The sequence below is a fragment of the Campylobacter sp. CNRCH_2014_2452 genome (assembly GCF_025772865.1).
In the GTDB taxonomy this organism is placed as follows: domain Bacteria; phylum Campylobacterota; class Campylobacteria; order Campylobacterales; family Campylobacteraceae; genus Campylobacter_D; species Campylobacter_D lari_D.
Genome location: NZ_JAKMSX010000005.1, coordinates 1 through 14,861, shown reverse-complemented (window position 1 = coordinate 14,861; position 14,861 = coordinate 1). Strand labels below are relative to the sequence as shown.

At 29.2% G+C, this 14,861-nt stretch carries 14 protein-coding genes; 9 read left to right on the top strand and 5 right to left on the bottom strand.

Annotated features, from left to right (window positions below):
- Positions 1–8: 8 nt before the first annotated feature.
- The 5 genes from L8X38_RS04190 to ccoG all read right to left on the bottom strand — a co-directional run bounded on the left by L8X38_RS04190 (position 9) and on the right by ccoG (position 7,745).
- Positions 9–1,451: an efflux transporter outer membrane subunit gene (locus tag L8X38_RS04190; RefSeq protein WP_263661383.1), complete on the bottom strand. Its 1,443-nt coding sequence runs from the start codon at positions 1,449–1,451 to the stop codon at positions 9–11.
- Positions 1,444–4,566, bottom strand: coding sequence for an efflux RND transporter permease subunit (locus tag L8X38_RS04185; protein ID WP_263661382.1), 3,123 nt, complete (start codon positions 4,564–4,566; stop codon positions 1,444–1,446). The genes L8X38_RS04190 and L8X38_RS04185 overlap by 8 nt, the downstream gene beginning before the upstream one ends.
- Positions 4,566–5,663, bottom strand: coding sequence for an efflux RND transporter periplasmic adaptor subunit (locus tag L8X38_RS04180; RefSeq protein WP_133319066.1), 1,098 nt, complete (start codon positions 5,661–5,663; stop codon positions 4,566–4,568). The genes L8X38_RS04185 and L8X38_RS04180 overlap by 1 nt, the downstream gene beginning before the upstream one ends.
- Before the next feature lie 83 nt (positions 5,664–5,746).
- Complete coding sequence (locus L8X38_RS04175) at positions 5,747–6,370, bottom strand: TetR/AcrR family transcriptional regulator (protein WP_133319065.1); 624 nt, start codon at positions 6,368–6,370, stop codon at positions 5,747–5,749.
- A gap of 1 nt (position 6,371) precedes the next feature.
- Positions 6,372–7,745, bottom strand: coding sequence for a cytochrome c oxidase accessory protein CcoG (gene ccoG, locus L8X38_RS04170; RefSeq protein WP_263660430.1), 1,374 nt, complete (start codon positions 7,743–7,745; stop codon positions 6,372–6,374).
- A gap of 185 nt (positions 7,746–7,930) precedes the next feature.
- Here ccoG and rpsU point away from each other — a divergent pair, with 185 nt between their 5' ends.
- From rpsU to L8X38_RS04125, 9 genes are all read left to right on the top strand, one after another.
- Complete coding sequence (gene rpsU, locus L8X38_RS04165) at positions 7,931–8,143, top strand: 30S ribosomal protein S21 (protein WP_002780697.1); 213 nt, start codon at positions 7,931–7,933, stop codon at positions 8,141–8,143.
- Positions 8,144–8,185: 42 nt separating this feature from the next.
- The gene (locus L8X38_RS04160; protein WP_263659242.1) at positions 8,186–8,791 is read left to right on the top strand and encodes a LysE family transporter; all 606 of its coding nucleotides are present in this window, start codon (positions 8,186–8,188) and stop codon (positions 8,789–8,791) included.
- Between the two features lie 76 nt (positions 8,792–8,867).
- Positions 8,868–9,488, top strand: a complete 621-nt coding sequence (locus L8X38_RS04155) for a UPF0323 family lipoprotein (protein WP_263661381.1) — start codon at positions 8,868–8,870, stop codon at positions 9,486–9,488.
- Positions 9,489–9,499: 11 nt separating this feature from the next.
- A complete protein-coding gene (locus L8X38_RS04150; RefSeq protein WP_258107722.1) occupies positions 9,500–10,672 on the top strand; it encodes a glutathionylspermidine synthase family protein in 1,173 nt (390 codons plus the stop codon).
- Positions 10,673–10,675: 3 nt separating this feature from the next.
- On the top strand, positions 10,676–11,608 hold the full coding sequence (locus L8X38_RS04145; protein WP_263661380.1) for a D-2-hydroxyacid dehydrogenase: 933 nt from the start codon (positions 10,676–10,678) through the stop codon (positions 11,606–11,608).
- A complete protein-coding gene (locus tag L8X38_RS04140) occupies positions 11,598–12,089 on the top strand; it encodes a YajQ family cyclic di-GMP-binding protein (protein WP_133319059.1) in 492 nt (163 codons plus the stop codon). The genes L8X38_RS04145 and L8X38_RS04140 overlap by 11 nt, the downstream gene beginning before the upstream one ends.
- 32 nt (positions 12,090–12,121) lie before the next feature.
- On the top strand, positions 12,122–12,565 hold the full coding sequence (locus L8X38_RS04135; protein ID WP_263661379.1) for a hypothetical protein: 444 nt from the start codon (positions 12,122–12,124) through the stop codon (positions 12,563–12,565).
- Between the two features lie 8 nt (positions 12,566–12,573).
- Entirely contained in the window at positions 12,574–14,286 is a 1,713-nt protein-coding gene (locus L8X38_RS04130) for an ATP-binding protein (protein WP_220566935.1), read from the top strand.
- Between the two features lie 60 nt (positions 14,287–14,346).
- Positions 14,347–14,766, top strand: coding sequence for a PepSY-like domain-containing protein (locus L8X38_RS04125; RefSeq protein ID WP_220566934.1), 420 nt, complete (start codon positions 14,347–14,349; stop codon positions 14,764–14,766).
- The last annotated feature ends 95 nt before the right edge of the window (positions 14,767–14,861 follow it).

Sequence of the window (14,861 nt, the reverse complement as noted above, 5' to 3'; positions counted from 1 at the left end):
CTTAAGGCTCAGTTGTTATAAAAGTTTTCTTTTAAGTTTTCTTCCATAGCTTTGATATTTTCTTTTGATTCTTCTTTAGCGTTAAATCCACCACCAAAGGCTTTCATAACATCTACAATGGAATTTGCAAGCTCATAAGATGAGTTAGTGTAAGAAAGTTTAGCATTTAGGTAATTTCTTTGATCTTGTAAAAAATCAGCTAAATTAATCACACCATTTTCATATCTTAAGGTAGAAATTTCATAAATTTTACTTTGAGCTAGAAATAAATTTTTATAATTTTGCTCATTTTCATAATAGCTTTGGCGGTTAAATAAAGCAAGTCTTATTTCTCCAAAGGCTGTTTTTAAGGTGTTTTCATATTGTAAAAAAGCTTCATCTTTGGTAAGTTTTGCGATATTAACATTATTCATAATCTCACCCCAATGAAAAATCGGCATTGCAAAATTTCCAGCTACATTCCAAGTATTACTTCCATGTTTAACTAAAAGATCTAAATCATTACTTTGAAAACCCAAAAGTCCTGTTAAAGAAAGGTTTGGTAAAAATGCAGTTCTGGCTACTCCAACAAGATAGTTTTTTTCTTCTAAAATTTTTAAACTAGCTTGTATATCAGGTCTTTGAAGTAAAATTTCACTACCAATACCTTCAGGTATGCTAAGCTCGTATTGTCCTATTTTTTTATACTCTATGCTATTATAAAGTATATCATCAATATCATTTGAAGTTAAGATTTTTAAAGCTTTAGTATTAGCTTCTTTTTGAATTTTAGCATTTGTGAGTAAAACTCTTGAATTTTCAAGTTCAGCTTTAAATTTGTTAAGCTCATACTCACTAATTACTCCAAGTTTAAAATGCTCTAATTTTAACTCATAAGTTTTTTGATAACTTTGGGTTGTTTCTTCTAAAATTTTTACTTGCTCACTTAAGCTTGCTAGATTAAAATAAGTTTTTACTACATTAGAAATTAAGCTTAATCTTGCACTTTCATAGTCAAACTCACTAGTTTGTAATTTTGCTTTTGAAGCATTATAAGTATCTCTGTATTTACCCCATAAATCTACTTCATAACTTAAATTTAAACCCATATTAAAATCATTGCCATAGACAAATTCATTACTTTTGTTGCTTGGAGCATTGATGCTAGTTTTTGCTCTTGCTCCGCTAGCACTTCCATCTAGTTTAGGAAGCAGATCGCTTCTTGCTATACCTAAAGCCTCATAAGCTTTTTGTAAATTCATATATGCAATTTGCAAGTCGTTATTGTTTTTTAAAGCTTGATCGACTAAGGTGTTTAAATAATTATCATCAAAAGCTTTCCACCATTGTTTGTTAATGCTAATGTTTTGATCTAAGCTTTTAGTGTAATTTACATCTTTAATTTCTAAATTTGGTTTTAAACTGCAAGCTGTTATTAAAAAACAACTTGCAAAAATTATTAACTTACGCATTGATTTTACCTCTTTTTTTATCAAGCCATTTATTAAAACTTTCTAGTAAATAGAAAAATAAAGGTACAAAGAAAATGGCTATAGTAGAAGCTGCTATCATACCACCTATAATACCTGTACCTATCGCATGGCGGCTTGCACTTCCTGCTCCATATGCAAAGAAAAGTGGTAAAATACCACAAATAAATGCCAATGAAGTCATTACAATAGGTCTAAATCTCAATTTTGCTGCACTAATAGAAGCTTCAAAAATACTCTTTCCTTTTTTAAGATGCTCTTCCATAGCAAATTCAACAATCAAAATGGCATTTTTAGCAGAAAGGCCTATTAAAAGTAAAAGTCCCGTTTGAAAATATATATCATTTTCTAATCCTCTAAGCCATACAAAAAGCAAAGAACCAAATACTGCAAAAGGCACAGCCGTAATTACTGCTAAAGGCATGAGCCATCTTTCATATTGTGCTGCTAGAATTAAAAATACAAATAATAGTCCTAGCATAAATGCTATTTGTCCAGCACCGCTACTTGTAACTTCTTGATAAGCTGAACCTGACCAAGCAATAGAATAATCCTCTCCTAAAGTTTCTTTTGCCACTTGTGCAATTGCATCAATGGCTTGTCCTGAAGTATATCCAGGAGCAGGATCACCTTGCACTAAAGCCGATGGAAACATATTAAAGCGTTTTACATCATCAGGACCAACACTTCTTTGTAATGTTAAAACGCTATCTAGAGCTATCATAGAACCATCTTTTGATCTAACAAAGATGTTTTTTAAAGCATTTTGAGTATTTCTAAAATCTCCAATTGCGCTTATATTTACACGATAATTTTTTCCAAGCATAGAAAAATCATTTACATAATAAGTTCCTATGGTGGCATTTAGAGTGCTAAATACATCAGCTAAATTTAAACCATAAAGTTTTACTTTATCGCGATCAATTTCTAGTTTTAATTGCGGAAAATTAGTATCAAGCGTTGTTCTTACATTGTGAAGTTCGGGACGCTTATTTGCTGCTTCAACTAATTTATTTACATCAACTTGAATTTGATCATAACTTTTTCCGCTACGATTTTGTGCATACATCTCAAAACCACCAGTTAAGCTTAAACCTTGGATTGGTGGTGGATTAACAAAGAAAGTTTGAAAATTTGGATTTAAGAAGTATTGTTTGTTATAAGATCCAACTAAATCAAAACTACTAATATCTCTATCATCCCAATTTTTCAAATTAACAAACATTGCGCCAGAATTTTCTTTTAAAGAACCTGTAAAAAGATCATAGCCTATAAGTCCTACCACATTAGTTACATTCTCATTTTTGCGGATTTCTTCTGCCATAGCATCCATTGATTGAGTAGTTCTATTAAGCGAAGATGCTGCGGGTAGATTGACAATAGTTAAAAAGTTTCCTTGATCTTCATTTGGAACAAGTGAATTTGGAACAAGTTTGAAAAGTCCATATAAACCACCCAAAAAGATTATAAAAATTAACATAAAACGCACTGTTCTTTTAAGTATATAAGCCACACCAGCGCCAAAAACTTCGGTAGACCAATCAAAAATATCATTAAATTTTTTCACAAAGTAAAAAGGTTCACCTTCATTTCTTCTTAAAAAAATTGCACATAAAGAAGGAGTTAGTGTTAAAGCTACAAAGCCTGATATAGTAACAGATATTGCTAAGGTTATGGCAAATTGTTTTTGGATTTCTCCCACAAAACCTGATATAAATGAAACGGGTATGAAAACCGCACAAAGTACAAGAACTATAGAAACAACAGGTGCAGCAACTTCATCCATAGCTTTAATAGCTGCTTCTTTTATGCTTATATTTGGATCTTCATGCATAATTCTATCGATATTTTCAACTACTATAATTGCATCATCAACAACAATACCAATAGCCAATACTAAGGCAAAAAGCGTAAGTAGATTGATACTAAAACCTAAGACATATAATCCTGCAAAAGTTCCCAAAATAGAAACAGGAACAGCAATCATTGGTATAATAGTTGAGCGGAAATTTTTTAAGAACAAATACATTACAATTACAACTAAAATTAATGCTTCAAAGAAAGTTTTAACCACTTCTTTAATGGAAGCTTTAATAAATATAGTTGTATCATAAGGTACTTTATAAGTTAATCCTTCAGGGAAATTTTTAGAAAGTTCTTCAAATTTTTTCTGCACTAATTCTGCTGTATTTACAGCATTTGCTCCGGTTTGTAAGAAAATCAAAATAGGAGTAGCGTCATTTCCGTTTAATCTACCTTTAAAAGTATATTCTCTTGATCCTAAAGAAACTTCGGCTACATCTTTAAGTCTTAAAAAAGAGCCATCACTATTTGCTCTTATGATAATATCTTCAAATTCTTTAGTATTTTTTAATCTTCCTTGCATAGTTACTGAATACACATAAGGAGATCTTTCCACCACAGGTTCTTGACCTATCTTACCAGTAGCATATTGAGCATTTTGCTCGCTAACTGCAGCAATAACATCAGTTGCAGTAACTTGATATTTGTTTAACAAATCAGGATTAAGCCAAATTCTCATAGAATAATTTCTTGCACCAATAGCTACGGCATTACCCACACCAGGAACCCTAGCAAGATCATCTAAAATATTTAATGCAGCATAATTATACACTTCGAGTGAATCCATAGAGCCATCAGGAGAATATAAAGTAGCAACTTCTAATATACTTGAACCGGTTTTTCTTACACTAACACCAGTTTTTTTAACATCTTCAGGTAGTTTTGCCATAGCAGCTGAAATTCTATTATTAACATCAACTGTTGCTTGGTCAGGATCTGTACCTATATTAAAATATACACTTAAGCTCATATCTCCTGAAGAGCTTGAAGTTGAATCCATATAAATCATATTTTCAACCCCATTGATTGCATCTTCAAGAGGAATAGCCACCGTTTGAGCCACCGTTTGAGCATCAGCTCCTGAGTAAGTTGCACTTACCTTAACAACGGGTGGAGTTAAGGAAGGATATTGCTCCACGGGTAAAGAATAAAGTCCTATAATACCTGCTAAAGAAATGATAATAGCTACAACAGAAGCAAATACAGGTCTTTCTATAAAGAATTTAGAAAACATTATTTATTCTCCATTACGCTAACACTTGCACCAGGACGGATTTTTTTGAAGTTATTTAAAATCACTTTATCCCCATTTTTTAAGCCCTTATCAATAATTGCTTTATCAGAAGTTTGATAAATAACATTAACAATAGTTTTAACTACTTTTCCATCTACAAGGGTATAAACATAAGTAGCACTATCATCTTGCAAAAGCGCAACTTGAGGAATTTCAAAACCATCTTTTTGAACAAAACCACCAACATGAACATTTGCGAAAGAGCCAGGCATTAAGTTTGAATTGTTGTTATCAAAAATAGCCTTTGCTTTTACTCCACCACTATGAGTATCTATAACGCTATCTACGAAATATAATTTTCCATTGAAAAGTTCTCCACCAACATTAGCTTGCACTTGGATATTTTCTAATTTCCAATTGCCGCTTTGAATATTTTTATTCATATTGATTTTATCTACATCAGAAATATAAAAATCTGCAAAAATTGGGTTAATGTTTGTAATGCGTACAAGTTCAGTAGATGAAGCATTTACATAATCACCCACATCCATTAACGCATCACCTAAAATTCCATCAAAAGGAGCACTTACTATGGTGTATTTTAAGTCTAATCTTGCATTAGCAAGTTTTGCTCTAGCGCTTTCTAGATTAGCTTTTGTGGAGTTAAATTTAGCCAAACTTGCATCAAATTCTTTTTGTGAAATAGCATTTTTTTCTATTAAAATACTATCTCTTTTAAAATTTTTTTCAGCATCATCAAAATTAGCTCTTGCTACCAAAGCTTCTCCATAAGCCATATTTACACTTGCTTGGTATTTGTCAGGTTCTATAAGAAAAAGCTTATCGCCTTTTTTTACAGCTTGACCACTTTTGAAGTATTTTGCTTTGATTTCACCGCTTACTTTAGGTTTGACTACTACATCTAATTCAGTACTTAATCTCGCAGGATAAGTAAATTCTAAAGGTAAATTAGCGCTTTGCATAGTCATAATACTAACAGGTTGAGGAGGGAGTTGTTTAACTTGTGCATTTTTATCATCTGAACATGCTATAAAGATAAGAGAAGCACAAGCTAGAGTTAAAAGTTTTGTTTTCATTTGTTTCCTTAAGTTATTTATTTAGCTAAATAAAAAGTAATTTATATTACAAAATTAATAAATACTATTTTATCAATCTTTAGTTAATTAAAATTAACAAGACCTTGAGTAAAAAGCTTTACGATTTTTTTTGCATGGCTTTGTTGTTCTTTTTTATTCATTGAAACTTTATTTTCAAAAGTGCTTTGTATAAAAAATGTCCCTCTAAGCATAGCGCAAAAAGTATAACTTAAAAATTCAGCATTTTGAGCTAAAATTTCATTTTCTTCTTCAAATCTTTTTCGAAGAACATATTCTACTTCTTTTCTATTGCTTCCTTTAAACCATTTTCCAAAATCAAATTTTTCATTATAAATTTCAGAATACAAAAGTCTTACTATAGCTATAGTTTTGGTGTCGTTAAAAATCCCTAAATAAGCTTTTGCAAATTGATATAAGAATTCTTCTAAATTAGCATCAGGTGAAAGTCGCATATTTTTTTTTAAAATAGCTAAAAAATGATTTTCTGCAAAATCATTTAAAACCGCTTCAAATAAACCTTCTTTACTTTTAAAATGCTCATATACGCAAGAAAAAGATCCACCAGCTTGTTTGATAATATCTTTAAGATTAGTTGCTTCGTAGCCATTTTTTAAAAATGACTCCGCAGCGATTTGTTTGATTTTTTCAAGCCTTGCTTGAGATTTTGAAGAAATTCTTTTTTTCATTTTAGTATTTTTTATGCTCTATGATAGAATTTTTAGGATATACAAAATTGCTCTCGCGTAATATGACAATATTTTTATCATCAAGTGCATAGGCTTTGATGGTTAATGGTATTACAGTGTCTTTTCTATCATTATCGGCTAGTTTTTTAGTAGCTTTTAAAACAACTATATGTTTATCTTTTTCGCCAGCTTTTAGTTTAAAAGATTTTTTAGGTCTAATGATTTCTAAGCCATCTTCAATGCCTTGTAATTTCACATCAAAATAATACTCATGAGTTTTATTATCGGTGTTTTGAAATAAAAATACATAAGCATTACTAATAATTAATTCTCCATCATGGGTTTTTCTGATTTGATAAAGCTCACTAGAACGGTTGATATTTAAAAGCATATTTTCTTTTTTACTTCCCATAAAAACTAAAGCCACAAAAACACCACACAAAACAACTAAATATCCAATAGTTCTAAATCTAAAATATTTTACTTTTTCCCTTGTTTCAATAGCTTTTGCACTAGTCCAATTAATTAAGCTAGGACGATTAAATTTGGCTTGAACTTTTGAACAAGCATCGGCACATTCAAGACAATTAATACACTCAAGTTGCATTCCTTGGCGTATATCTATATGTGTAGGACAAATTTTTACACAGGCCTCACATCCTATACATTCACCTTGTGGTGGCTTTTGATAAAGTTTGGTATGTCCATCATAAATCATACCTCCTCTTTTATCATCATATATTACTTGAACGGTGTTATTATCAAACATTACAGATTGAATTCTTGCATAAGGACATACATAAACACAAAATTTTTCACCCAAATATACTATATCAAAAGTAAAAGCCAAAGAAGCACAAAATAAAATCCCTAAAAGTAATAAATGATCAGCAGGATTTTGAATGTATGTAAAAAAATCTTCAGGTGGTACAAAATACCATAAAAATGCACTCATCATTAACAATGAAAAAAGATAAAAAATCACAATACTTAAAGCTTTTTTGACGAAAAATCCACTGACTTGCTTTTGTTTATTTGCTGTGCTTTTATGAATTTTAAAGATTTTTGTTTGCAAAAGATCTCTATAAATAACTCTAGCAATAGTTTGAGGACAGCTCCAAGCACACCAAATTCTTCCTGCTAAAGTAGTAACAAAAAGTATAGTTAAAAACATACCCATGATAACAAAAGGCATTAAATACAGCTCTTGAGTATCAAAAGCGATAAAAAATAAATTAAGTTTTTTATGATCAAAGCTTAATAAAAAGAAATGATTTCCATTTATTTTTATAAAAGGTAGTGCTATAAAAATAATCATAGAAATGATATAAGCTATATATCTTTTTTTAGTATAGTTTGTGATGTGAGCATTCATTTTATTTTCCTTAGAAATATTTCTTTATATTGTAGTATTAGAAAAATTAAATCAAACTTTGTCTTAATTAATAATTTATATTTAATTTTTATTTATATAATTATTACAAAAATAAGTTTTATTTTCAAGAAAATTATGATATAATCTTTATTTTAAAATTTATTTAAAGAAAGGTGGTGAGGGTCGTGCCAGGAATCAAGGTACATCCTAATGAGTCTTTTGACGAAGCGTATAGAAAATTCAAAAAGCAAGTAGATAGAAATCTAGTTGTTACTGAAGTTCGCGCTAGAAGATTTTTTGAGCCTATGACTGAAATTCGCAAAAAACAAAAAATTTCAGCACGCAAAAAAATGCTTAAAAGACTTTATATGCTTAGACGCTACGAGTCAAGACTCTAATACCAAAAAGCCGAGAAATCGGCTTTCTTCGTTAAAATATTTATGTTTTTTTGGATTATAATTATTCATTTTTTCGGACTTATTTTACCAGGACCTGATTTTTTCTTAGTAAGTTCATATGCATTAAGAGAAGGGGTTAAAAGTGCTTTAAAGGCAAGCTTGGGAGTAAGTTTAGCTGTTAGTATATGGATTATACTTTCTATACTCGGATTAAATGTCGTTTTTCATAAATTCCCATTTTTACAAATTATACTATCAAGTTTTGGAGCATTTTATCTTTTGTATTTATCTTTTAAGATTTACAAGAATACAAAAAATGACAAAATTAAAGTTCAAAAAACTTATATATCTGCATTTTTAAGTGGAATGATTACAAATTTATCTAATCCTAAAGCAATTTTTTATTTCGCCAGTGTTTTTGCAAGTTTTGATTTTACACAAATGCGATGGATGCTGATAGTCTTGATATTTGTTTTGATTTTAGAAACTATAATTTATTTTTCTTTGATTTCTTTATTATTTTCTAAACCATTTATGGTAAGAATTTATCAAAAGAATTTAAAACTTATTGATTATCTAAGTGCTTTTATATTTTTTGCTTTTGCTGTGTTTATTTTAAGTAGTAATTTAATGACTATGATAAACTAAAACAATTAATTTTTATTAATACTTTTTTTGTTAAAATCTTATTAAGTTAAATTTATAAATTTTTATAGGAAAGATTATGAAACATATTAAAACTATACTCAAACTTAGTATGATGAGTGGTATTGCTGCAATTAGCGCAGGTGCTTTAAGTGCATGTAGTAATAATACAAATGATTCTAGCAATAACGCTTTAAGTCAAGCGGCAAATACTCAAGGGGCCTTTGTTATTATTGAAGAAACCGCTCCAAATCAATACAAAATCAAAGATCAATTTCCAAGTGATGAAACTAGGGTGGTCTTAAAACAACTTGATGGAACTGAAAGGGTTTTAAGCAAAGAAGAAATGGATAAATTAATCCAAGAAGAAGCCGCTAAAATAGACAATGGTACTTCAAATTTAACAAATCCAAACAATGCTCAAATGAGTAGCGGTGGGCTTTCTTTAGGTGAGACATTGCTTGCGAGTGCAGCTGGAGCTATTTTGGGAAGTTGGATAGGTTCAAAGCTTTTTAACAATCAAAATTTTGCAAATCAACAAAGAGGAGCATTTTCAAATCAAAGTGCTTATCAAAGAAGTGTAAATAGCTTTAATAAAGCAAGTACAAGTGCTACTTCAGGATCAAATGCAAAAAAATCAGGCTTTTTTGGTGGTGGCTCTAAAGCTACTTCAAGTTCTACAAATTCTTTTGGCTCTTAAAAGGTGAAAAAATGAATTTTTTAAAAGTAAATCCTTTAGAAAAATCTTATTTAGAGCAAATAGGTTTTTCATGGCATACGGATAATGATGGAAGTGATTATTTAGATTCTAATTTAGTTTGTGTAAGGGAAGATGAAGCAAATGCATACTACGAAGCAGTTAATGAGCTTTATGATATGTTTGTAGCTGCTGCACAAGAAGTGATTGATAATGATCGTTTTGACGAGCTTGGAATTCCTTTTAATTTGGTTGATGCGATTAAGATGAGTTGGGAAAATGATGTACATTGGCATTTATATGGTAGGTTTGACTTAGCAGGTGGGCTTGATGGTAAGCCTATAAAACTAATAGAATTTAATGCTGATACTCCAACATCTTTATTTGAAAGTGCTATTTTGCAATGGGCTATTTTAAAGCAAAACAACCTAGATGAAAGCTCGCAATTTAATAATATATATGAAGCTTTAAGAGATAATTTTAAAAGACTTATAACCTTAGAAGAAGATGTAAGTGAATTTGAAAAATATTATGAAGGTTGGAAAATATTGTTTTCTTCAATTGCAGGTAGTGATGAGGATATGATTACAACAAAACTTTTAGCACACATTGCTAGTGAAGCTGGTTTTGAGAGTGAATTTTCTTATATTGATGAGGTAGAATTTTCACCCGAAGGAATTTTTAAAAATGATGTAAATTTTGAGTATTTTTTCAAACTCATTCCTTGGGAAAGTATAGCTATAGAAGAGGGTGAACTTGCTATGCTCTTAACTCAAATTATGCAAAATCAAAAAGCAATTATTTTAAATCCTGCTTATACTTTACTTTTTCAAAGCAAGGGTATAATGAAAATTTTATGGGAGCTTTATCCAAATCATCCTTTATTGCTTGAAACAAGTGATGAGCCTTTAGTGGGTAAAAAATGTGTTAAAAAGCCTGTTTTTGGTAGAGAAGGAGCAAATGTTTCTATTATAGAAGCTAATGGAGATATAAGTTTTGAAACAAGTGGAGATTATCAAAACAATCGTTTTGTGTATCAAGAATTTGCTGAGTTTAATCAAAATGAAAATGATTATTATCAAGCAGGAGTTTTCTTTGCTTATGAGGGTTGTGGTTTAGGTTTTAGAAAAGGTGGTTTGGTGCTTGATAATTATTCTAAATTTGTAGGGCACATTGTTAAAGGATAAAAAATGAAAATAGTATGTTTAGACGCTGCTACTTTAGGTGGAGCTGATTTAACAGCTTTTGAAAGTATTGGGGAATTTATAAGTTATGAACTTACATCTAAAGATGAGGTTATCTCAAGAATATCTGATGCACAAGTTGTGATGATAAATAAAGTCATCATTGATCAAGAAGTTATAGATAACACTAATTTAAAGCTCATTTTGCAGCTTGGCACAGGGGTAAATAATATAGATGTAGCTTATGCAAATTCTAAAGGTATAATAGTAAAAAATGCAGCTGGGTATTCTACCAAAAGTGTTTTAAGTCATACATTTGCTTTGCTTTTTGCTTTTTTAAATCAAATCCCATATTATGATGGATGGACCAAACAAGGGCTTTGGGTAAAAAGCCCAATATTCACTGATTTTAGTAGAACTTTACATACTCTAACAGGAAAAAAACATGGTATTATAGGGCTTGGAGTTATAGGTAAAGAAGTAGCTAAGGCTTCGCAAATATTTGGAGCAAATGTTTGTTATTATTCTACCTCAGGGGTTAATAATGATGATACATATGAGAAAGTAAGCCTTGAAGAGCTTTTAAAAACTTCTGATGTGATAAGTATCCATGCACCTTTAAATGAAAAAACAAAAAATTTATTAAGCAAGAAAGAATTAATGCTTTTAAAAGATGAGGCCATTTTAATTAATGTAGGTCGTGGTGGGATTATTAATGAAGTAGATTTAGCTCAAATTATGGATGAAAAAAATATTAGAGTAGGGCTTGATGTGCTTGAAGTAGAACCTATGGTTGAAAATCATCCTTTGCTTAATATAAAAAATAAAGAAAATTTAATTATCACTCCACATGTTGCATGGGCTAGTGAAGAATCCATACAAAAATTAGTCCAAATCGTATTTAATAATCTTAAGGAGTTTATAGAAAATGGCAAATGAACATAGTTTTGACATTAGTGGGGAAATTGACAAACAAGAGCTAAAAAATGCTTTAGAGCAAGCTAAAAAAGAGCTTGATAGCAGATATGATTTAAAAGGCATTAAAAGTGAAATAGAGCTAAATGAAAAAGAAAGTATTTATAAGCTTACTTGTTCAAGTGAAGCAAAAATTGAAGTGCTAAAAGATATTGTTATTTCAAAACTTATCAAAAGAGGGATTAACCCTAATGGTATTAAAGAGTTAAACAGGGAGAGTGGAGCAAATTTTAGATTGAATTTAAAAGTTAATGATGCTATTGATGCTGATAGTGCTAAGAAGATTAATAAAGCTATAAAAGATAGTAAGCTAAAGGTAACTTCAAGTATTAGAGGCAATGAAATTCGCGTAGTTGGTAAGCAAATTGATGATTTACAAAGCGTGATGAAAATAGTAAAAGAGTTAAATTTAGAACTTAATCTTAGTTTTAAAAACCTTAAATGATAAAGTCACTTCAAATAATTTTTTTGTGTTTTTTGTGCGTTTTTTTAAGCTCTTGTGCTTTAAAAAGCAAAACGCAATCACAAAGTGCTTATATTGTTTTAAAAACCCCTCAATTTAGATTTGCTGATTATGGCTTTTTATATGAGGGAAAAAATTTTACAAGTTTAGAACTTTATAGTGCCTCTAAGGCTTTACTTGAGTTAAAAATCACGGATAAAATTTGCATTAATGGTGTATGTTATGCAAAAACTTTTTTTAATAAAAGATTTTTTAATTATGAATATTATGATGATTTTTTGCAAGATTTAATTTACAAAAAACCTATTTTTTATGGGAAAAATAAGCAAATTACCTCTTGTGGTTTTACTCAAAATATTATAAGCAAAAATTATGATATTTTTTATGAGGTTTGTGATAAAAATATGAGTTTTAGTGACAAAAAATCTAAAATTAAATTTAGCATAAAATCAATATAAAGGAAAATATGAAAGATTTAAAACTTTTTCTTAATGATACTTTTAAAAGCAATATTTATAAAAACTTACAATGCAGTGAAGATGAAATTTTAATTTTAAAGCATTTGTGTAAAAATTATTTACAAGCAAATGTAAGCATTAATGCCTATAATCTTCTTAGTGAAGTTTTTAAAAATGATGAATATGAGTATTTAGATCATTTAAAAGATCTTAAAAATCTTATAGAAAAAGGTTTTATTATTCAAATTTTTTCTGATTTTAAATCGAGTAAAAACTCAAGTTTATTTTTAAATTTGTTACAATGCGAGTTAAGTTTAAGTGAGGTTTTTTTACAAATTTTAGAAAATAAAACTATACAAGATTTTATGCAAGATCAAATTTATGAAGATCATATTGCATATTTAAAAGATGAATTTTTTAAAATCGAGCTATATCAAAGATTGCGTTTTTTTGCTAAAAGCTCTCAAAGTAAGAATATTAAAAAAGATATAGCTATATTTGAAGCATATATTAAAGAGCGTTTAAAAAAGAGTAAAATTTCTAATGTTTTGGCAGATATTTTTAAAGAGTATGCTTTAAACGATAAAGAATGTTTGATATTTATTAGTTTATTAAAAGAAGAGTATTTGCTAAATACTGAAAATTCTTATAGTAGAGATTTTAATTTTTTACTTCATTTAATTAGCGAAGATGATGTTCAAAAACAAGAAAACAAAGTCTTACTAGAAGAAGATTCTAAACTACTTAGTTCAAATCTTTTAGAATATGATGAATTTGTTAATTCTTTGGGTGATATAACTAAGATTTTTTATTTAAGTGATGATATTTTACAAAGAATTATTAATTTTAAAGAACCAAAGAAGAATAAAAAAATTAAACTTCAAAATTTAGTTAAAGAACAAGATATTTTTGAGCTAATTGAGCCAAATATTAATATAGATGATGTTATTATGCCCCAAAGCACTAAAGATCTATTGGAAAGTATATTAAAACAACAAGATAAAAAGGTTTTAGAAAGATTAAATAAATGGGGTATAAAAACAAATAAAAACATAGAAGCTAAGATAATTTTCTATGGTCCTGCTGGCACGGGTAAGACTATGAGTGCGCTAAGTATGGCAAAAGCTATGAAAAAATCTATTTTGAGTTTTGATTGTTCTAAAATTTTAAGCAAATATGTGGGCGAGAGTGAGCAAAATGTAAGAAAAATTTTTGATACTTATAAAGAGCTTTGTCAAACAAGCAAACAAAGTCCTATTTTGCTTTTAAATGAAGCTGATCAATTTTTAAGTACTAGGGTAGAAAGTAGTGGCGGTGCTGATAAAATGCACAATCAAATGCAAAATATTTTTCTAGAACAAATTGAGCGTTTTAGTGGAGTTATTATAGCTACGACTAATTTTTTAGAAAGTTTAGATGTGGCTTTTTCAAGAAGATTTGAATATAAAATAGAATTTAAAAAGCCAAATTACGAACAACGCTTGATGATATGGCAAAAAGCTTTACCTAAAAATGCTAAATTTGATGATAATTTTGATTTAAAAAACCTTGCTTTGTATGAGCTAAGTGGAGCTCAAATTGCTATGGTAGTTAAAAATACAGCTTTGAAAGCAGCTATTTCTAAGGATGGTGTTTTTAAAATGAGTGATTTTTTACATACAATAGAAAAAGAAATAGAATCTTCATTTGATAAAAATAAAATAGTTGGTTTTAAAAATTAAATTCACATAAATTTCACAAGCAGTTAATATCATTTTTTACTTTTATTTAAAGGAGAAAAAATGAAAATAAAATTAATGTTAGCTAGTTTAGTTTGTGCAAGTTCTATGTTTGCAGATATGGTTGTAAGTCCAAATGCTCTACCTCAAAAAGCTCAAGAGTTTTTAAACACTCATTTTAAAGGTGTAAATGTAGGTTATGTAAAACAAGATGTAGATTCTTATGAAGTAAATTTAGTCGATGGGACTGAAATTGACTTTATCATCAATGGAGACTGGAAAGAAGTTGATGGTAAATACAAAAGCATTCCAACAGGATTTATCCCAAAAGAAATTATTGCAAAAGTACAAGCAGTACAACCAAATGCAGCTATTGTAGAAGTAGATAAAAAAATAAATGGCTATAAATTTAGAACAAACAATATGATGGAAATTTATACAGATTTTAAAGGTAATATTTTAGGCCAAAAATTCGACGATTAATAATCACCAACCCCAGCTTAGCAATTAACACTTAAATCTTACATCACTCAAACTAAACCCATTAAGGGTTTAGTTTAATTATTTAAAACTTTTTC